We start from the raw sequence: 13,272 nt of genomic DNA, 5'->3' as shown, positions 1-13,272 counted from the left end.
GATACAATTTGATGTTATTTGGTAGCAATGATGACACTTTGCCGTGATTTTGTGAAGAGGGTGTTGAAACAAGTTTTTGTCTCGTACAGTTGCCACATGCGCTGGGATTCACTCTTTGACGATCTTGAAGCTCAACTGGATGAGCAAAACCGTGCTCAACTGCGCGACGAAATTTCTGAGAATGTCCGCATTGAAAGATCAACTGCTGAGCTCACTCAGACATTGGCGCGCTTCCAGGGCCAAGAACTGACAATCCGGTTATCCGGAGCAACTGAAATTCGTGCAACTCTCGGGCCCGTGTCTACTGACTATCTCTGCCTGGAAACAGACCGATCACAGTGGGTCATCAGGCGCCAAGCAGTCGAGTCAATTGCTTTGCCCCAGACCCAAGGCTCCGGCCTTAGCTGGCGGCATCAGAGCAAATCCATAAGGTTCGCCAGCGTCATTCGAGGTCTGCTGCGGGATAGGTCAAGGTGCCAGATTCACGGCCGCGACGGCAATGCGTTGGCTGAAGGAACCTTGGCCCAAGTTGCCAAGGATTACCTGATTATCGACGTTCACCCGCGTGATGAATTTGCCCGTCCAGGACGAATCTCAGGCAATCTCTTGATCCCGCTGGAGTCCATCGGCTGGGTGGTTGCAACAACGCTTAATTGATCCACAGCCAAGAAAAGGTCTTTTCTAGAAGCCCAAGTTGTCGTAGGCTCACGATTCATAAGCACATCCACTGGCGGAGGGTTGAGCCTTGATGAGTGACCAAATAGTCCAAGGTGAGCGCACAACAAAAGCTGCGCGTGTCCGGCGTCCAGGGTGGAAAGACCCGAGGCTGGCCCTTGGCGCCATCCTTGTGCTTGCTTCGGTAGCCGGGACAATGTATCTCATCGGCGCAATGCACGAAACAACAACGGTCTACGTGGCGCGCTCAAACATTACCCTCGGCGAACAATTGACCGAAGAAAACCTGAAAACCCAAGAAGTTCAGCTCGGCGACACCGCGGGGAAGTATCTGCACCCGGCTTCCGGGTTAGACAAGAACTCTCGGGTGAACACCTTTGTCAGCGCCGGGGAACTGATTCCGGTCACCTCGGTTACTCAGAGCGAGCTCGGCTCACGACGACCGATCAATGTGGATCTGCCAGCGGATCTAACCTCGTCAATCGCACCGGGAAGCTTCGTGGATGTATGGATTGCCAAAAAAGAATCAGGCGGCAATAGCTACGGCGTTCCAGAGAAGCTGTCCTCAATGGTTGAAGTCGCTGCACGCGTTGAAAGTGGCGGGGGACTAGTAGACAGGCAGGGAACCAACCTAGAACTCCTCGTGGAACCAAACCAACTTGAACCACTGCTCCAAGCCTTGGCCAATGATTCAAGGATCATCGTGATCTACAACCCGGCCGGGGCAACAGAATGAGCATCTCAGTAGTGGTGTTGGGAGGTCAAGAATCCATCGTCAGGCAGATTGAGGGCTACCAAGGTGAACTCATTGTCACCCGTGTTTGCTCTGACATTGCTGAAGCTGTCGCCGCCTGCGCCACGGGAGCCGCGGACGTCTTGCTAGTAGCCGACTCGCATCTTGTCCCGCCCATGGAACAAGTTGATGACTTGCTGATCAACCGCACAGCGATAGTCTGCATGCTAGAAAACCCATCCGATCTCAAACCCACGCCAGATGTTCTACAAGTGCCAGCAGACATTGCGATTTCAGATCTTGAACAGCGAATTGCAGCTACGGTTCTTTCGCTGAGGCAACCTGAAAGCAACAAGGACAAGGTCTCCCCACACCTGACCGAAAAGGAACCGCGTACCGCGGGAAAGATCGTTAGCTTCTGGAGTGCACCTGGCTCTCCAGGGCGAAGCACTATCGCGTTGAACTACGCGGTGGAGCTAGCAGCCGCAGGAAAAAACGTTGTACTACTCGATGCCGATACTTACGCTGCCTCGATATCCATTCAGCTGGGCCTTATGGATGAATCGGCATCGGTAGCCCAAATTTGCCGCATCATTGACTCGGGTAGCTCGGACATCGCTCGGCTCAATGCCGCTTGCTCGCTGGTCCAAGTCGGTGACACCACGATTCGGGTAGGTACTGGAATTCCTCGTTCGAGCAGATGGCCTGAAGTGCGGGCCTCGGCATTGCGGCGAGCGTCAATGACGTTCAAGGAACACTATGACGTGGTCGTCCTAGACTTGGCGCCACACATTGCCATGGACGAACAGCTGAGCTTTGACACCCAAGCACCTCAACGCAACGCAGTGACCGTTGAGATGCTTCAGTGTTCGGATGAGATTTTCATGGTCGTGAATTCAGATAGCGTCGGCATTCCACGAGCCTTGCGTGCCATCGACGAACTTGAAGAATCCTATGGGGGTCTGCAACCAAAAATTGTCTTCAACAGGGTCAGCGTCTCCAGTAGCGGACGCAGTCCAAAACGCCGATTAATCGAAGCTTGGGATCGCTTTGGTCCAATGCACGACGTGGTTGGCTTTATGCCCAGAGTCCAAGAGCGCGTATGATGATCGGTAAAACCGCATGAATTCAAGGGTTTTGGTTAGCTGAACCGCCACGCTCCTGCACAAAATAGCATATGCATGGCTACACCAATGGCTACACCAAGAAAGGCTCCAACATGGCACGCAAAAATGGAGAGGGAGGACTCTACAAAGACTCCCGAGGATTCTGGACAGCAACCGTCGAACTACCACGCCGAGACGAAGAAAAGCGACGGCGAAAAGTAATCCGACGCAAAGATAAAGCTCAAGCACTCCGAGAACTACGCGCACTCCAAAAAGAACTCATCAAAAACGGCGACATATCCACAAGCACAACCACCGTAGAAGACTGGTTATGGCACTGGTTCAACGAAATCCTCACCGGCACCGTCTCACCCAACACCATCAGGCAACGACGCAACAGCCTCGAAAGCCACATCATCCCATCAGTCGGACGAATACGCCTGGACAAACTGTCCACGCAAGACGTCCGAAACATGTACACCAAACTGTCAGAGATGCCCAAGGACAAAACCATCCGAAAGCTACCTCGTGCAGAATGGCCAGAGGAATACGAAACACTATCCCAAGGCACAATGATGCTCGCCTACACCGCTCTCAAGCTGGGACTAGATGCTGCGCTCGTTGAGCAGAAGGTCACACGCAACGTTGCTGAGATAGTCGGTCCACCCAAAGGCAAGTTCAAAGGTGTCGCGCCGGTACAACAAACCGCGTTCACTCACGAGGAAGTCGTGCGCCTATTCCAGTACATCGCAACACAACCCTACTGCGCACTCATATCGACCTACCTGCTCACGGGTGCGCGACGTGGCGAAGTTCTAGGACTCGAAGCGTCACGCGTAACAGCCGACAGTATCGACCTGTCATGGCAGTTGCAGAGGATCGCGACACGAGACCTGAATGCTGCCAATAACGAGTATGAGGTTCGCCCGATTGGTGACGGCCTGTATTTGACCCGGCCTAAGTCGTCGGCTGGCTGGCGCATCATCCCATCAGTGGAACCGTTGCGGTCAATCCTCGCACTCCACATGCAGTCGGCAGGGGATGGCCTGCTATTCAAGAACAGGTTTGGTGAAGTGCTGTCACCTGACGCGATTACGATGCTATGGCCGAAGATCGTCAAGGGCGCGGGCATTAGTTCCAAGGTGACTCTGCACGGCATTAGGCACACTGTTATTGACTTGCTCTACGATGCTGGCATTCCAGAGACGACTATCCAGCAGATCGTTGGACACTCGAATATCAAGATGACCCGCAAGTACCAGACCCGCGTCAACCAGACTCAAGCTACGCAAGCACTTGAAGCGTTGAGCGGTTTTATGTCAGAGTAGTTCTATCGCCCCTCACTAGGTCTTATCGACTTAGCGAGGGGCATTTTTTTGTTAAGTATGGCTATCTGTCGGTGCTTCGTCGTATGCTTATTGCAACCTCTCATTCGAACATATCTACGAACAATTAGGGGAAGTAGTGCAGACTAGCACCGACGAGAAAAAGAAGAGCGCCACCTCATTAGAGGTGACGCTCTCCAAATTGACCGCGACTGAAATCGCTGGCCTATCTATCGCTAGCGGAGTTGCTCCCGGTGAACTCTTCGATAGCATTTCGAAGCACCTCACCAGGATCTAATCCAATCTCTTTGCAGATGATCGCGAAAAGCGGGGCAGGAATGTCCCGCTTTCCGTTGACGTATCGGCTCAGTGATCCGATACCAATATCTGTCTTGTCGGAAATGCTTTGCATCTGCATCCCTTCGCCCTTGATTCTCTGATATAGCTGCTTGGCTATGGACTGGGATAGCGGGTTGTTTATATCCATATGGACATACTAGCACCATTTTGGACGTGCGCACGTCCATATTGAGAAATCTTTCAGGTACGACCAAACGGGCTTGCATACGACCAAATGGTCGTGTATCGTCATAACCATGAACAACGAAACAGCGAACAAGGTTGCCGAGGCAATCGAGAATTCGAAAAACGCAACCGTGTACAGCGTGGCCAAGCAAACCGGGATTCCCCGAACAAGCCTCAACCGAAAGCTTGTAGGAGGAACCGACTTCACGGTTTACGAAATCGCCCGAATCGCAATGGCACTAGGCGTAGATCCTAATGATCTCCTACCAAGCGAATTCAAGAGCAAGCAGGTTGCAGCATGAGCAAGATCGCTTACAGCCTAGAAGAAGCAGCCGAACAAGTCGGCTACAGCGTCCGAACCATACGGTACGCAATCAAGAACGGCGACCTCATCGCCGGGTACGCAAACAGCAAACCAGTCCTAAGCCATAAGGCACTCGAAGAGTGGATTGAAAACCTGCCAAGCGAATCGCCAAACTCATGAGCACCTCAATCGAAACAAAGTCGCCATCGGGAACACTCTCGGCTAAGGCAAAAAACGTTGAAGTAGAAAACGTCGTATCCCTGCGGGACTTGCGAACGTACTTCCGTGCAGAACTACGAATGTCCAAGCGTGATGCTGCGTTTATGGCCCACGCGGTTTACGAGGACGAAGGTACAAGCAAAACAAACCTTCCCCTCGGCTGGCATCAGGCGATCTGGGGCCCGGATATGGACTTCTCAAGACGCGTAGGCATCAGCGACCCAACTCCAGTACAGGCATTCAAAAACATGGAGCTGATCGCAGCATGAAATCCCTAATCTTACGTATCGCCGATTGGCTTGCTGAGGTGCAGTCATGACCCCTGATAATGAAACTTTGTTTTGGGTCGGTGTTATCGGTGCTGTATCCGCAACCGTCATCATCGCCTCGATCTGGTTGGTCGGGGCACTACTAGTAGGAGTAACAGCATGAGTGAGCAACCGTATTTGAAGAATGGTGTTGAGCGTCTTCGGCATCGCATGGAGGTGTTGGACGGTTCGCCGTTGATGACGGTTCCGCCTGAGGTTATTCGCGAGGTACTCACCCGACTCGAACAGGCTGAGCAGGCTGTGGCAAGAGTGAGGGAGGCGCTGAGTGGTCATCCGCGCACTTGCGACCAGCACACCGAGGATGACCCGGTGAAGTGTGGTTGGAAGCGCGCCGTGATCGACGTGCAAAGCGCACTGGATGGTGAGTCGAACGAGTGAAGGTACAGCGTTTTACCTCATTTGCATTATTTGGGTTCTGGTTATTTTCGCTTTGATCGAGGTGTTCACCAATGCCTGACATGAATCTGAAAGCCATCCCGGCCATGCGCACCGCGTTGGTAGCGATCCAAGAACTGCACAAGCCGTATCGGCCCACCCGTGCAACCGCCGTTTACTGCGCTCATTGCTTCGAGGATGGCGGATACGACGGAGCGCTATCCGTCCTATACCCCTGCGACACTCGCAAGCTGGCCGACGAAGCGCTAACCGACCGTATGGCACGCACCAACCAAGGAGAAAACAAATGAGCAACCTACCCGGCAACCCGTTTGCAGAGGGGCCCGACAATTATCGGGAGACTTTACATGAATTGGGCAAATCCCACCTTGCCTACGAAATCAGCGCCACTCTCACCCTCGCTTACGAGCAGCGCACCGCGACACTAGTCAACGCGCTACTCAGTGACAGCCTCGTGACAGACGGACGGTACGACGAAATACAGGCAGAGGTTAGGGAACGCCTCGGACTAGGAGAAACCCGATGACTAGCAAGACTTTCAAGAATGCGGAGGGTTACAACATTCAGCTCTCTGTGAGCAAATGCGACGGGATGGTTGAGATCTCAATCCTCTATCCGAATGGCGACGAACATACGACCTCCATCTCCCCGTCTGATGCTCCTGCGCTTGCCCTCGCAATCCTCGAAGCGGCGGGGGTGACTGAAACCGATTCGCCATACATGCAGGAAGCGGCAGACAACTTGCGTGCCTACATCCTAATTGAAGAAAAGGTGGCCGCCGAAGCCAAGGAACAGGCGGAGTTGGAAGCCGAAGCGCTGGAACTGCTTCGTGCTTCACAGTGCATCCGAACTGACGGAATGTATGCCTATGTTCCATCTTTTGCAGAACTCTCAGACCCAAGCAAAACCAAGTGGCTCGCTGTTGCCCGTAAAGCACGTGAAATGGCTAAGGATGCCACGGAATGAGTACCCCGCTAAACCCGGAGGCGCTAAACGAACAAGCGTTGTTTTGGGCGGGACATGCTGTATCCCTCGCGCTGGAAGAGATGCGCACGGACGATTCGCTGAGCAAGCCGAAACGCATCGCACGCCGAGCAATCACCGCCTACCTCGCCGTCGCCCAGCCGGTAGTGAGCAGCGTGGAAGAACTCGACAAGTTGCAGGTTGGGAGTCTGATCATGATGAGCGGAGTAGTAGCGCCATTCCTGCATACCGATGACGGTTGGGAGTCGACGCGAACACCCGGCAAACGCGTGTGGGATTACACCAATAATCCACACTACCTCCCAGCCCGTGTGCTGTACCGCCCGGAGGAATCATGAGTGAGCTGTACACGAACGTCCCACCGCTCAAGTGCCGTTGCGCAGAGATTGGCCGACGGTGCGAGCATGACAAACCTATTGAGCGGATCGTGGTGGAGTCATGAGCCGTTACCCGCACCCGTACGAACAGCATTGCGATTCCGATTGTGGTTGCTGTGAACCTTTAGCCGAATCAGACGATTCGGCTTTTCTTATACCCGAATCAGCTCAGGAGGCCGACTGTGGCGACACTGATTTATGACCAGCTTTTGCAAGGTACGCCCGAGTGGCTGGAGGCACGTGCTGGACTCGTAACAGCCTCAACCGTCGGGCAACTCATAACCCCAGCTAAGAAGCAGTTGAGCAAATCTGAGACCGCTACAGGGCTCATGCACACGCTCATTGCCGAACGCATCACCGGGCGCGTTGAACCTATCCAGGAATCACGCGCCATGCAGAGAGGGACGCTTGACGAACCTTATGCCCGTGCAATCTACGCGGAACATTACGCGCCGGTCACTGAGGTCGGGTTCATCGTCAACGATGATCACGGCTTCAAGATGGGTTACTCACCGGATGGGATGGTTGGTGACGATGGGCTGATCGAGATCAAGAGTCGATCACAGCGCATCCAGTTACAAACAGTCCTACGCGATGAAGCACCTACCGGGAACATGGCGCAGATGCAGATGGGCATGCTGGTGACCGGGCGTAAATGGTGCGACTACATCAGCTACTCAGGCGGCATGGCGCTCTACGTCAAACGCGTGTATCCAGACCCTGAATGGTTCGCAGTGATTATCGAAGCAGTTAGCGCTTTCGAAAACACGGCGACCGAAACAATCAGCCGATACCTCGAAGCAGTGGCGAACAGACCCGCCACCGAATACATCGACCACTTCGCAGAGGAGGAAATCTACTAATGGACATCGGAGACACGCTGGCGCCGAAATCGGACCAGCTCAACTACGACGACCTGATTGCAGGAAGTCGGACAGTAACCATCGTGGGCAAGAAAATACTTGACCCCGAGACTAATCAGCAGCCGGTCTGGTTGGAACTTGCCGAATACCCTGGACGGCCATACAAGCCAAACAAGAGCATGCGCCGCGTCCTGCAAATGGTGTGGGGAGGAAAGTCTGATCTGTACATCGGGCGCAAGCTGACCTTGTTCGGTGACCCGAACGTGACGTTTGGACCGAACAAGGTTGGTGGTATCAAGATCTCGCATATGAGCCATATTGATAAGCCGACGACGGTGCGCATCACTATTCGGCAGGCCGTAAAGGGCCCCTACACGGTCAAGCCGCTTGTGGAGGAAGCGCCTGTTGATTGGTTGGAAGTTGCGGAAACAGTGACGACGATCGACAAGTTGCGTGCCCTGTATATGGATGCACAGGCGTCCGGGGTAACACCTGAAGTACTAAGCAAGATCCAAGCGCATCAAGCGCGAATCGAAGGAGAACAAGTAAATGGCTGAGATCGTAGCAACTGGCAACCTTGGAGCCGATGCTGAACTGCGCACCACCCAATCCGGGCGTTCCGTGCTGAACTTCCGCATTGGTGATTCCAAGTCGAAGAAGAACGACCAGGGCGGTTGGGACAAGGTAGCCGAGAACTGGTTTAACGTGGCGATCTGGGGTGAGCTTGCCGAGTTCTACTCACAGAAGCTAACCAAGGGTACTCGGGTAAAGGTTGCTGGCGAGTTCTACCAGCGCGAGTACGACAAGCGTGACGGTTCAGGGCAGGGTGTTTCGTTGGATGTTCGTGCTTGGGCGGTAGATATTATCCCGAAGCGTGACAATAGCGGTGGCACTCAGTTCCAGCAGCCGAATCAGTCGCAGGCTCAGGGCAACTTCGCGAACAACCTTGGCGCTCAGAACGTGACCCCACAGCCTAACGGTGGCGGTCAGTGGGCTGGCCAACCAGCAGCCGACCCGTGGGGCACTAACCAGTCACAGGTTCCGTTCTAACCTCCACGCAGTAACAACCTAAGCACTCCACACGGGGTGCTTTTTTCATACCCAAAACCAAGGGGCTGAGTCATGTTGACTCAGCCCCGCAGTGATTCTCGGAAGGAATCCCACAATGTCTATTGTCAAGCTAACATCCACAAACTTCAAGCGCATCAAAGCCGTCGAAATCTCACCAGACAAGGACGGCAACCTAGTCATCATTAGCGGGAAGAACGGTCAGGGCAAGTCGTCCGTACTTGACTCGATCACCGCAGTGCTTGGCGGAACCTCCACGAAGACCACGCCTAAGCCAATCCGCGACGGTGAAACTAAGGCTGAGATTGTCCTCGAAACAGAGGATCTTGTGGTGACTCGCAAATTCACCCCATCAGGCTCAACTCTCACCGTAAAGTCACCCGATGGCGCGGTCTACCCGAAAGGCCAGGCGAAACTAGACGAACTCGTGGGCAAGCTAAGCCTAGATCCACTTGCGTTCACCCAACTGGACGAAAAGAAGCAGCTCGCCCAGCTACTTGATCTCGTGGATCTACCCTTCAACGTTTCCGAACTAGATGCTGAACGTAAGGCAATCTTTGACCAGCGCGCCGAACTAGGGCGACAGGGCAAAGCAATCGGTGAAGTAGCGGTTGATTCCAACCTGCCAGCCGAAGAAACCAGCGCCTCGCAGATCATCAGCGCCATTCGCATGGCCCAAGATCAAGCGGCAAAGATTGGCGACGCAGAACACGGCGTGGCATTCGCAAAGAACAAGACTGAAGAACTGACCGCCAAGATCGCGCAGCTATCCAAGGAGCTTGAAGGGTGGACGGTAGCTATCACCCAGCATCAGGCAGATCTTGCAGCCATGGAACAACCGGCAGACGTTTCCACCCTCGAAGAACAGCTTGCCGGTGTTGAAGAAACCAACGCCATGATCCGCTCAAACAACGCGGCCAAGGAGCAGGAAGCGCGAAAGAAGGAACTGCGCACCGAGTACGAATCTCTTACTGAGCAGATCAATGAAATCGACAAGCGTAAGGCGGACGGACTCGCGGCGGCAACATTCCCAGTTGACGGGCTCGGCTTCGACGCTGACGGGGTCACTTACAGGGGTGTGCCGTTCAAGCAGGCATCGACTGCCGAACAGATCCGCGTATCGCTTGGTATGGCTATGGCCCTCAGCCCGAAGCTCAAGATCGTCCGCATCGCTGACGGTTCCATGCTCGACAGCGACAACCTCAAGTTGATCGAGCAGATGGCCACGGATAAGGGATTCCAGGTGTGGCTTGAAATTGTCGAAGGCGGTCAGGGCTTCGAGATTGTTGATGGCGAACTCGCCTAGTTTCACGCACAACTAATCACCCACTTTTCGGGGCTGGCATCGTCATGGTGCCAGCCCAAACCAACTATCAAAGGACACGTCATGGCATACAACCACTGCGCGACACCTCGCGGACCGGAAGAACGTCTCCGCGATGGTGAATCGTGCCAGATCTGCAAAGACTGGATGAAGCAAGTCGGCGCAAAGATCGTCAAGGGAAAAGTCATCGCACCCAAGCCGAGCATTGCCCCGGCCGCCACGAAGCGAGTCAAAGCTAAGCGACGCAAGGTGGAACGCAAACCGTACAACCTAGTCCTGGAACCGTGCGGAACCAATGCCGCCGCGCTCCGACATAGGCGTAAGGGTGAACCTCTTTGCGCCCCATGCCGTGAAGCCAAGAATGCATATGCCCGCGAAATAGGAGCCAAACGCCGACGTGCTGAGGGTAAACCGATTCGCCCAAAGGTTGTTGAACGTGAGCATGGAACGTTGGTTGGTTGGCGACAGCACAAGAATCGCGACGAAGAAGTGTGCGAACCGTGCCGACTTGCAAAGAGTGCTCAGAGTCGCCTTGAAGGACGAATTCGACGCGCCCGTGAGAAAGCTAAGGCAAGAGGATGAACGTCGAACGGCCTGAATGTAAAGCCTGTTGCAAAGGGTCATCCCCGTTTTTCATGTGCAGAGACAAGGTTTGTATCTGTCACAAGATCGCCAATATGAGGGCGCAAGAAACACCCAACCGTTTACCTCACAAGGACCCGACCGCGAACATGGCCGTCGGGCATACATCGAAAGCGAGAAGAAAATGAGCGAACCAAAATACAAGGTGGGCGACACCGTACTTGTGTCATGGCCGAGTGTTGGCAAGCGGATAGAGACGATTGCAAGCGTCAGCCTTAGCCGATATAGCTCATTCATTATGTATGAGTCATCAGACGGCTCAAGTTTCCATGAGGCACAGGTCGATGGCTGGACCGCGCATCAGACACCAGCCGATCAGCCAACCGAGTTCACCCGCGAAACAGTGCTAACCACGGCTGAACAGTTGATCAACGGCGACCGGGCAAAAGACTACGGTGACGCATCTGAAAACTTCCAACGCATCGCAAACCTGTGGGCGCCGATTCTAGGCGTTGAAGTTACCGCGACCGATGTTGCCCTGTGCCTAACCCAGTTGAAGGTTGCACGCCTCATTACAAGCCCCGCACATAAGGATTCATGGGTAGACGCTGCCGGGTACATCGGACTCGGTGGAGAAATCGCAAAGGAGCAGAGCAATGGGCGCAAATAACAAGCTACAAGCCACCTACCACGGCGGAGAATACACGCCGAGTACGGATTCAGCGCGCAGAGCGTACGTATTTCACACAGCGGGGCTGAAGTCACCACCGCAAGAACGAGCGGAACGCAGAGAACACGAGTTCGACCGCTGGCTTGAAACCGTCCGCGCCGAAGCGAAAGCAGAAGCACTGACTGAAATGGCCAAGTTGATCGAGTCTAAAGCGAAGATCCTAGACCCTGAAGATCCGACCCAGCGAGGCGCACGAATCGGACTCATAACCGCAGGCTGCGATCTGAACTTCCGCGCTAACGAGTACAAGGAGAACCTGTCATGAGTATTCAACCCGTAACGCCGCGTGACCTGTCATTCCGCGACAGGGCGACCTACATCGAGAACTTGTTCCGCGACTACTACAGGGAGCACGGTAACGATGATTGCAAGCCAGAGTTCCTACAGCTTCAAGCACGTGTTTGGCGGCTCGCGAACCAGCGCCCATCAGACACGTCCTGCATGAACATCCTGGGACTCATCAACTGGCGGGCGCAAACCCACACCCGGTCGCTCTGGGACGACGAAACGCAAGACGACTACATGCCCGAAGACGACGGATACAAGGAAGTCCTACAAGACCACCTGGACAGCCAAGAACAAAACATCACCGGATTCATTCAACAACTAATTAGGAGCAAATGACGATGGCACGCATCAAAGTCTCAATGGCGATCACACCATTCACCACACTTGGCGAACTTCGCTACTTCATGAAAGCAATCGACCACATAGACGGAGCCGAAGAAATTGCCAGCTACGACAGCAACGCAGACCTAAACGGCATATCCGTACTGGTAGACGTACGCGACCTGAAAACGAGTAAGGAGTAAACAACCGTGGCACGCGATAGGGCCAATATCAACACGAGCATTTGGACCGATACACACTGGCGCTCACTGTCCCGCGATCAACACTGGCTATACGTCTTACTGTTGACCCACACTGAGCTTTCATACGCAGGTGTTACCGACTGGCGACCGGGACGACTAATGCAGTTCGCAAACGGAACGTCAAAGCAAGACATTGAACGCCTGGGGGTCGAGCTTCAATCGGAGCGATTCATTTTCATTGATGAGGATACCGAGGAAGTTATGATTCGGTCGTTCATCCGACATGACGGATTGCTAAAGAATCCGAAGATCACCATTTCAATGATCAACGCGTATGGGGCAATCGCTTCAAACAAGATCCGCGAAGTGTTCATTTATGAACTCAACCGGCTCTATGTTGAGCAGCCGGATTTGAAAGCGTTTGAGAACGAAAAGGCTCTAGCGCTACTCAAGAATCCAGCACGCCCAATACAGGAATTTACCCTTGGCTTTACCCCTAACATTTTGGAGTCTTTACCCCAAGGTTTAGGGGAAGCTTTACCCCAAGGTTTACCCCTAACGCAGGGTAGCGGTTACCCCCTGCCTACTGCTACAGCTACTACTACATCAATAACTAACGTTATTGATGGGGGTGTGGGGGAAACTTTGCCGGACGAAAGTCTTATCAAAGAAGGCGACGCAAAACCTAGAAAACCAGAACTACCCCTTCCAGAGAATTGGGTTCCAACCAAAGCCCATTGGGAGCTAGCAAAAAGCAAGGGCCTGGACCTAGAAGAGCAAGTGAGGAACTTTCGCGGTCACGCAGAAACCCATGACCGAAGAGCGAGAGTTTGGAACGCTGCATTCACTACATGGCTGAACAAATCAAAATCTCAGTCACCTAACCAGCCACTCAAAAGATTTGACCTTTAGGAGGGAAA

The 13,272-nt window shown here is 53.7% G+C and carries 23 protein-coding genes; 22 read left to right on the top strand and 1 reads right to left on the bottom strand.

Going from position 1 to position 13,272, the window contains the following annotated elements:
* The first annotated feature begins 96 nt into the window (after positions 1-96).
* The 4 genes from ACT3RW_RS10870 (at position 97) to ACT3RW_RS10855 (ending at position 3,842) form a co-directional block, all read left to right on the top strand.
* Positions 97-657 carry a hypothetical protein gene (locus ACT3RW_RS10870; RefSeq protein ID WP_444613753.1) on the top strand — a complete coding sequence of 187 codons (561 nt, stop codon included), beginning with the start codon at positions 97-99 and terminating at the stop codon, positions 655-657.
* Between the two features lie 91 nt (positions 658-748).
* Positions 749-1,411, top strand: a complete 663-nt coding sequence (locus tag ACT3RW_RS10865) for a hypothetical protein (RefSeq protein ID WP_444613752.1) — start codon at positions 749-751, stop codon at positions 1,409-1,411.
* The gene (locus ACT3RW_RS10860) at positions 1,408-2,514 is read left to right on the top strand and encodes a MinD/ParA family ATP-binding protein (RefSeq protein ID WP_444613751.1); all 1,107 of its coding nucleotides are present in this window, start codon (positions 1,408-1,410) and stop codon (positions 2,512-2,514) included. Before ACT3RW_RS10865 ends, ACT3RW_RS10860 begins: the two co-directional genes overlap by 4 nt.
* A gap of 113 nt (positions 2,515-2,627) precedes the next feature.
* The gene (locus tag ACT3RW_RS10855; protein ID WP_444613750.1) at positions 2,628-3,842 is read left to right on the top strand and encodes a tyrosine-type recombinase/integrase; all 1,215 of its coding nucleotides are present in this window, start codon (positions 2,628-2,630) and stop codon (positions 3,840-3,842) included.
* Between the two features lie 223 nt (positions 3,843-4,065).
* Here ACT3RW_RS10855 and ACT3RW_RS10850 read toward each other — a convergent pair whose 3' ends face one another.
* Complete coding sequence (locus ACT3RW_RS10850; RefSeq protein WP_444613749.1) at positions 4,066-4,326, bottom strand: helix-turn-helix domain-containing protein; 261 nt, start codon at positions 4,324-4,326, stop codon at positions 4,066-4,068.
* 109 nt (positions 4,327-4,435) lie between these two features.
* Here ACT3RW_RS10850 and ACT3RW_RS10845 point away from each other — a divergent pair, with 109 nt between their 5' ends.
* The 18 genes from ACT3RW_RS10845 (at position 4,436) to ACT3RW_RS10760 (ending at position 13,264) form a co-directional block, all read left to right on the top strand.
* Complete coding sequence (locus tag ACT3RW_RS10845; RefSeq protein WP_444613748.1) at positions 4,436-4,666, top strand: helix-turn-helix domain-containing protein; 231 nt, start codon at positions 4,436-4,438, stop codon at positions 4,664-4,666.
* A complete protein-coding gene (locus tag ACT3RW_RS10840) occupies positions 4,663-4,848 on the top strand; it encodes a helix-turn-helix domain-containing protein (RefSeq protein WP_444613747.1) in 186 nt (61 codons plus the stop codon). Before ACT3RW_RS10845 ends, ACT3RW_RS10840 begins: the two co-directional genes overlap by 4 nt.
* Positions 4,845-5,156: a hypothetical protein gene (locus ACT3RW_RS10835; RefSeq protein ID WP_444613746.1), complete on the top strand. Its 312-nt coding sequence runs from the start codon at positions 4,845-4,847 to the stop codon at positions 5,154-5,156. Before ACT3RW_RS10840 ends, ACT3RW_RS10835 begins: the two co-directional genes overlap by 4 nt.
* Positions 5,157-5,315: 159 nt before the next feature.
* Entirely contained in the window at positions 5,316-5,594 is a 279-nt protein-coding gene (locus ACT3RW_RS10830) for a hypothetical protein (protein WP_444613745.1), read from the top strand.
* A 71-nt stretch (positions 5,595-5,665) separates the two neighbouring features.
* The gene (locus ACT3RW_RS10825) at positions 5,666-5,902 is read left to right on the top strand and encodes a hypothetical protein (protein ID WP_444613744.1); all 237 of its coding nucleotides are present in this window, start codon (positions 5,666-5,668) and stop codon (positions 5,900-5,902) included.
* Complete coding sequence (locus ACT3RW_RS10820) at positions 5,899-6,138, top strand: hypothetical protein (RefSeq protein ID WP_444613743.1); 240 nt, start codon at positions 5,899-5,901, stop codon at positions 6,136-6,138. The genes ACT3RW_RS10825 and ACT3RW_RS10820 overlap by 4 nt, the downstream gene beginning before the upstream one ends.
* The gene (locus tag ACT3RW_RS10815) at positions 6,135-6,578 is read left to right on the top strand and encodes a hypothetical protein (RefSeq protein ID WP_444613742.1); all 444 of its coding nucleotides are present in this window, start codon (positions 6,135-6,137) and stop codon (positions 6,576-6,578) included. Before ACT3RW_RS10820 ends, ACT3RW_RS10815 begins: the two co-directional genes overlap by 4 nt.
* Positions 6,575-6,934, top strand: coding sequence for a hypothetical protein (locus ACT3RW_RS10810; RefSeq protein WP_444613741.1), 360 nt, complete (start codon positions 6,575-6,577; stop codon positions 6,932-6,934). Before ACT3RW_RS10815 ends, ACT3RW_RS10810 begins: the two co-directional genes overlap by 4 nt.
* A gap of 221 nt (positions 6,935-7,155) precedes the next feature.
* Positions 7,156-7,836: a lambda exonuclease family protein gene (locus tag ACT3RW_RS10805; protein WP_444613740.1), complete on the top strand. Its 681-nt coding sequence runs from the start codon at positions 7,156-7,158 to the stop codon at positions 7,834-7,836.
* Positions 7,836-8,393 (top strand): hypothetical protein, encoded by a 558-nt coding sequence (locus tag ACT3RW_RS10800; protein WP_444613739.1) that lies wholly within the window; start codon positions 7,836-7,838, stop codon positions 8,391-8,393. Before ACT3RW_RS10805 ends, ACT3RW_RS10800 begins: the two co-directional genes overlap by 1 nt.
* Complete coding sequence (locus ACT3RW_RS10795; RefSeq protein WP_444613738.1) at positions 8,386-8,886, top strand: single-stranded DNA-binding protein; 501 nt, start codon at positions 8,386-8,388, stop codon at positions 8,884-8,886. Before ACT3RW_RS10800 ends, ACT3RW_RS10795 begins: the two co-directional genes overlap by 8 nt.
* A 115-nt stretch (positions 8,887-9,001) precedes the next feature.
* Positions 9,002-10,210: an AAA family ATPase gene (locus ACT3RW_RS10790; protein WP_444613737.1), complete on the top strand. Its 1,209-nt coding sequence runs from the start codon at positions 9,002-9,004 to the stop codon at positions 10,208-10,210.
* An 81-nt stretch (positions 10,211-10,291) separates the two neighbouring features.
* A complete protein-coding gene (locus tag ACT3RW_RS10785) occupies positions 10,292-10,810 on the top strand; it encodes a hypothetical protein (RefSeq protein WP_444613736.1) in 519 nt (172 codons plus the stop codon).
* Between the two features lie 184 nt (positions 10,811-10,994).
* The gene (locus ACT3RW_RS10780; protein ID WP_444613735.1) at positions 10,995-11,480 is read left to right on the top strand and encodes a DUF6378 domain-containing protein; all 486 of its coding nucleotides are present in this window, start codon (positions 10,995-10,997) and stop codon (positions 11,478-11,480) included.
* Positions 11,467-11,805, top strand: a complete 339-nt coding sequence (locus ACT3RW_RS10775) for a hypothetical protein (RefSeq protein WP_444613734.1) — start codon at positions 11,467-11,469, stop codon at positions 11,803-11,805. Before ACT3RW_RS10780 ends, ACT3RW_RS10775 begins: the two co-directional genes overlap by 14 nt.
* The gene (locus ACT3RW_RS10770) at positions 11,802-12,164 is read left to right on the top strand and encodes a hypothetical protein (protein ID WP_444613733.1); all 363 of its coding nucleotides are present in this window, start codon (positions 11,802-11,804) and stop codon (positions 12,162-12,164) included. The genes ACT3RW_RS10775 and ACT3RW_RS10770 overlap by 4 nt, the downstream gene beginning before the upstream one ends.
* Before the next feature lie 2 nt (positions 12,165-12,166).
* Entirely contained in the window at positions 12,167-12,352 is a 186-nt protein-coding gene (locus tag ACT3RW_RS10765; RefSeq protein WP_444613732.1) for a hypothetical protein, read from the top strand.
* A gap of 159 nt (positions 12,353-12,511) precedes the next feature.
* The gene (locus ACT3RW_RS10760) at positions 12,512-13,264 is read left to right on the top strand and encodes a hypothetical protein (protein ID WP_444613731.1); all 753 of its coding nucleotides are present in this window, start codon (positions 12,512-12,514) and stop codon (positions 13,262-13,264) included.
* The last annotated feature ends 8 nt before the right edge of the window (positions 13,265-13,272 follow it).

Source organism: Glutamicibacter sp. AOP5-A2-18 (assembly GCF_052446055.1).
Taxonomy (GTDB): domain Bacteria; phylum Actinomycetota; class Actinomycetes; order Actinomycetales; family Micrococcaceae; genus Glutamicibacter.
Note: the sequence above shows the minus strand (reverse complement) of the source record. Positions and strands in the feature narration are given on the sequence as shown.

Excerpts from the sequence above, each read along its gene's own strand:
- ACT3RW_RS10790 (WP_444613737.1), top strand. The coding sequence starts at position 9,002 with ATGTCTATTGTCAAGCTAACATCCACAAACTTCAAGCGCATCAAAGCC.
- ACT3RW_RS10835 (WP_444613746.1), top strand. The coding sequence starts at position 4,845 with ATGAGCACCTCAATCGAAACAAAGTCGCCATCGGGAACACTCTCGGCT.
- ACT3RW_RS10825 (WP_444613744.1), top strand. The coding sequence starts at position 5,666 with ATGCCTGACATGAATCTGAAAGCCATCCCGGCCATGCGCACCGCGTTG.
- ACT3RW_RS10865 (WP_444613752.1), top strand. The coding sequence starts at position 749 with ATGAGTGACCAAATAGTCCAAGGTGAGCGCACAACAAAAGCTGCGCGT.
- ACT3RW_RS10860 (WP_444613751.1), top strand. The coding sequence starts at position 1,408 with ATGAGCATCTCAGTAGTGGTGTTGGGAGGTCAAGAATCCATCGTCAGG.
- ACT3RW_RS10770 (WP_444613733.1), top strand. The coding sequence starts at position 11,802 with ATGAGTATTCAACCCGTAACGCCGCGTGACCTGTCATTCCGCGACAGG.
- ACT3RW_RS10840 (WP_444613747.1), top strand. The coding sequence starts at position 4,663 with ATGAGCAAGATCGCTTACAGCCTAGAAGAAGCAGCCGAACAAGTCGGC.
- ACT3RW_RS10780 (WP_444613735.1), top strand. The coding sequence starts at position 10,995 with ATGAGCGAACCAAAATACAAGGTGGGCGACACCGTACTTGTGTCATGG.
- ACT3RW_RS10800 (WP_444613739.1), top strand. The coding sequence starts at position 7,836 with ATGGACATCGGAGACACGCTGGCGCCGAAATCGGACCAGCTCAACTAC.
- ACT3RW_RS10810 (WP_444613741.1), top strand. The coding sequence starts at position 6,575 with ATGAGTACCCCGCTAAACCCGGAGGCGCTAAACGAACAAGCGTTGTTT.
- ACT3RW_RS10775 (WP_444613734.1), top strand. The coding sequence starts at position 11,467 with ATGGGCGCAAATAACAAGCTACAAGCCACCTACCACGGCGGAGAATAC.
- ACT3RW_RS10845 (WP_444613748.1), top strand. The coding sequence starts at position 4,436 with ATGAACAACGAAACAGCGAACAAGGTTGCCGAGGCAATCGAGAATTCG.
- ACT3RW_RS10850 (WP_444613749.1), bottom strand. The coding sequence starts at position 4,326 with ATGGATATAAACAACCCGCTATCCCAGTCCATAGCCAAGCAGCTATAT.
- ACT3RW_RS10815 (WP_444613742.1), top strand. The coding sequence starts at position 6,135 with ATGACTAGCAAGACTTTCAAGAATGCGGAGGGTTACAACATTCAGCTC.
- ACT3RW_RS10820 (WP_444613743.1), top strand. The coding sequence starts at position 5,899 with ATGAGCAACCTACCCGGCAACCCGTTTGCAGAGGGGCCCGACAATTAT.
- ACT3RW_RS10855 (WP_444613750.1), top strand. The coding sequence starts at position 2,628 with ATGGCACGCAAAAATGGAGAGGGAGGACTCTACAAAGACTCCCGAGGA.
- ACT3RW_RS10760 (WP_444613731.1), top strand. The coding sequence starts at position 12,512 with ATGCAGTTCGCAAACGGAACGTCAAAGCAAGACATTGAACGCCTGGGG.
- ACT3RW_RS10795 (WP_444613738.1), top strand. The coding sequence starts at position 8,386 with ATGGCTGAGATCGTAGCAACTGGCAACCTTGGAGCCGATGCTGAACTG.
- ACT3RW_RS10785 (WP_444613736.1), top strand. The coding sequence starts at position 10,292 with ATGGCATACAACCACTGCGCGACACCTCGCGGACCGGAAGAACGTCTC.
- ACT3RW_RS10870 (WP_444613753.1), top strand. The coding sequence starts at position 97 with ATGCGCTGGGATTCACTCTTTGACGATCTTGAAGCTCAACTGGATGAG.
- ACT3RW_RS10765 (WP_444613732.1), top strand. The coding sequence starts at position 12,167 with ATGGCACGCATCAAAGTCTCAATGGCGATCACACCATTCACCACACTT.
- ACT3RW_RS10830 (WP_444613745.1), top strand. The coding sequence starts at position 5,316 with ATGAGTGAGCAACCGTATTTGAAGAATGGTGTTGAGCGTCTTCGGCAT.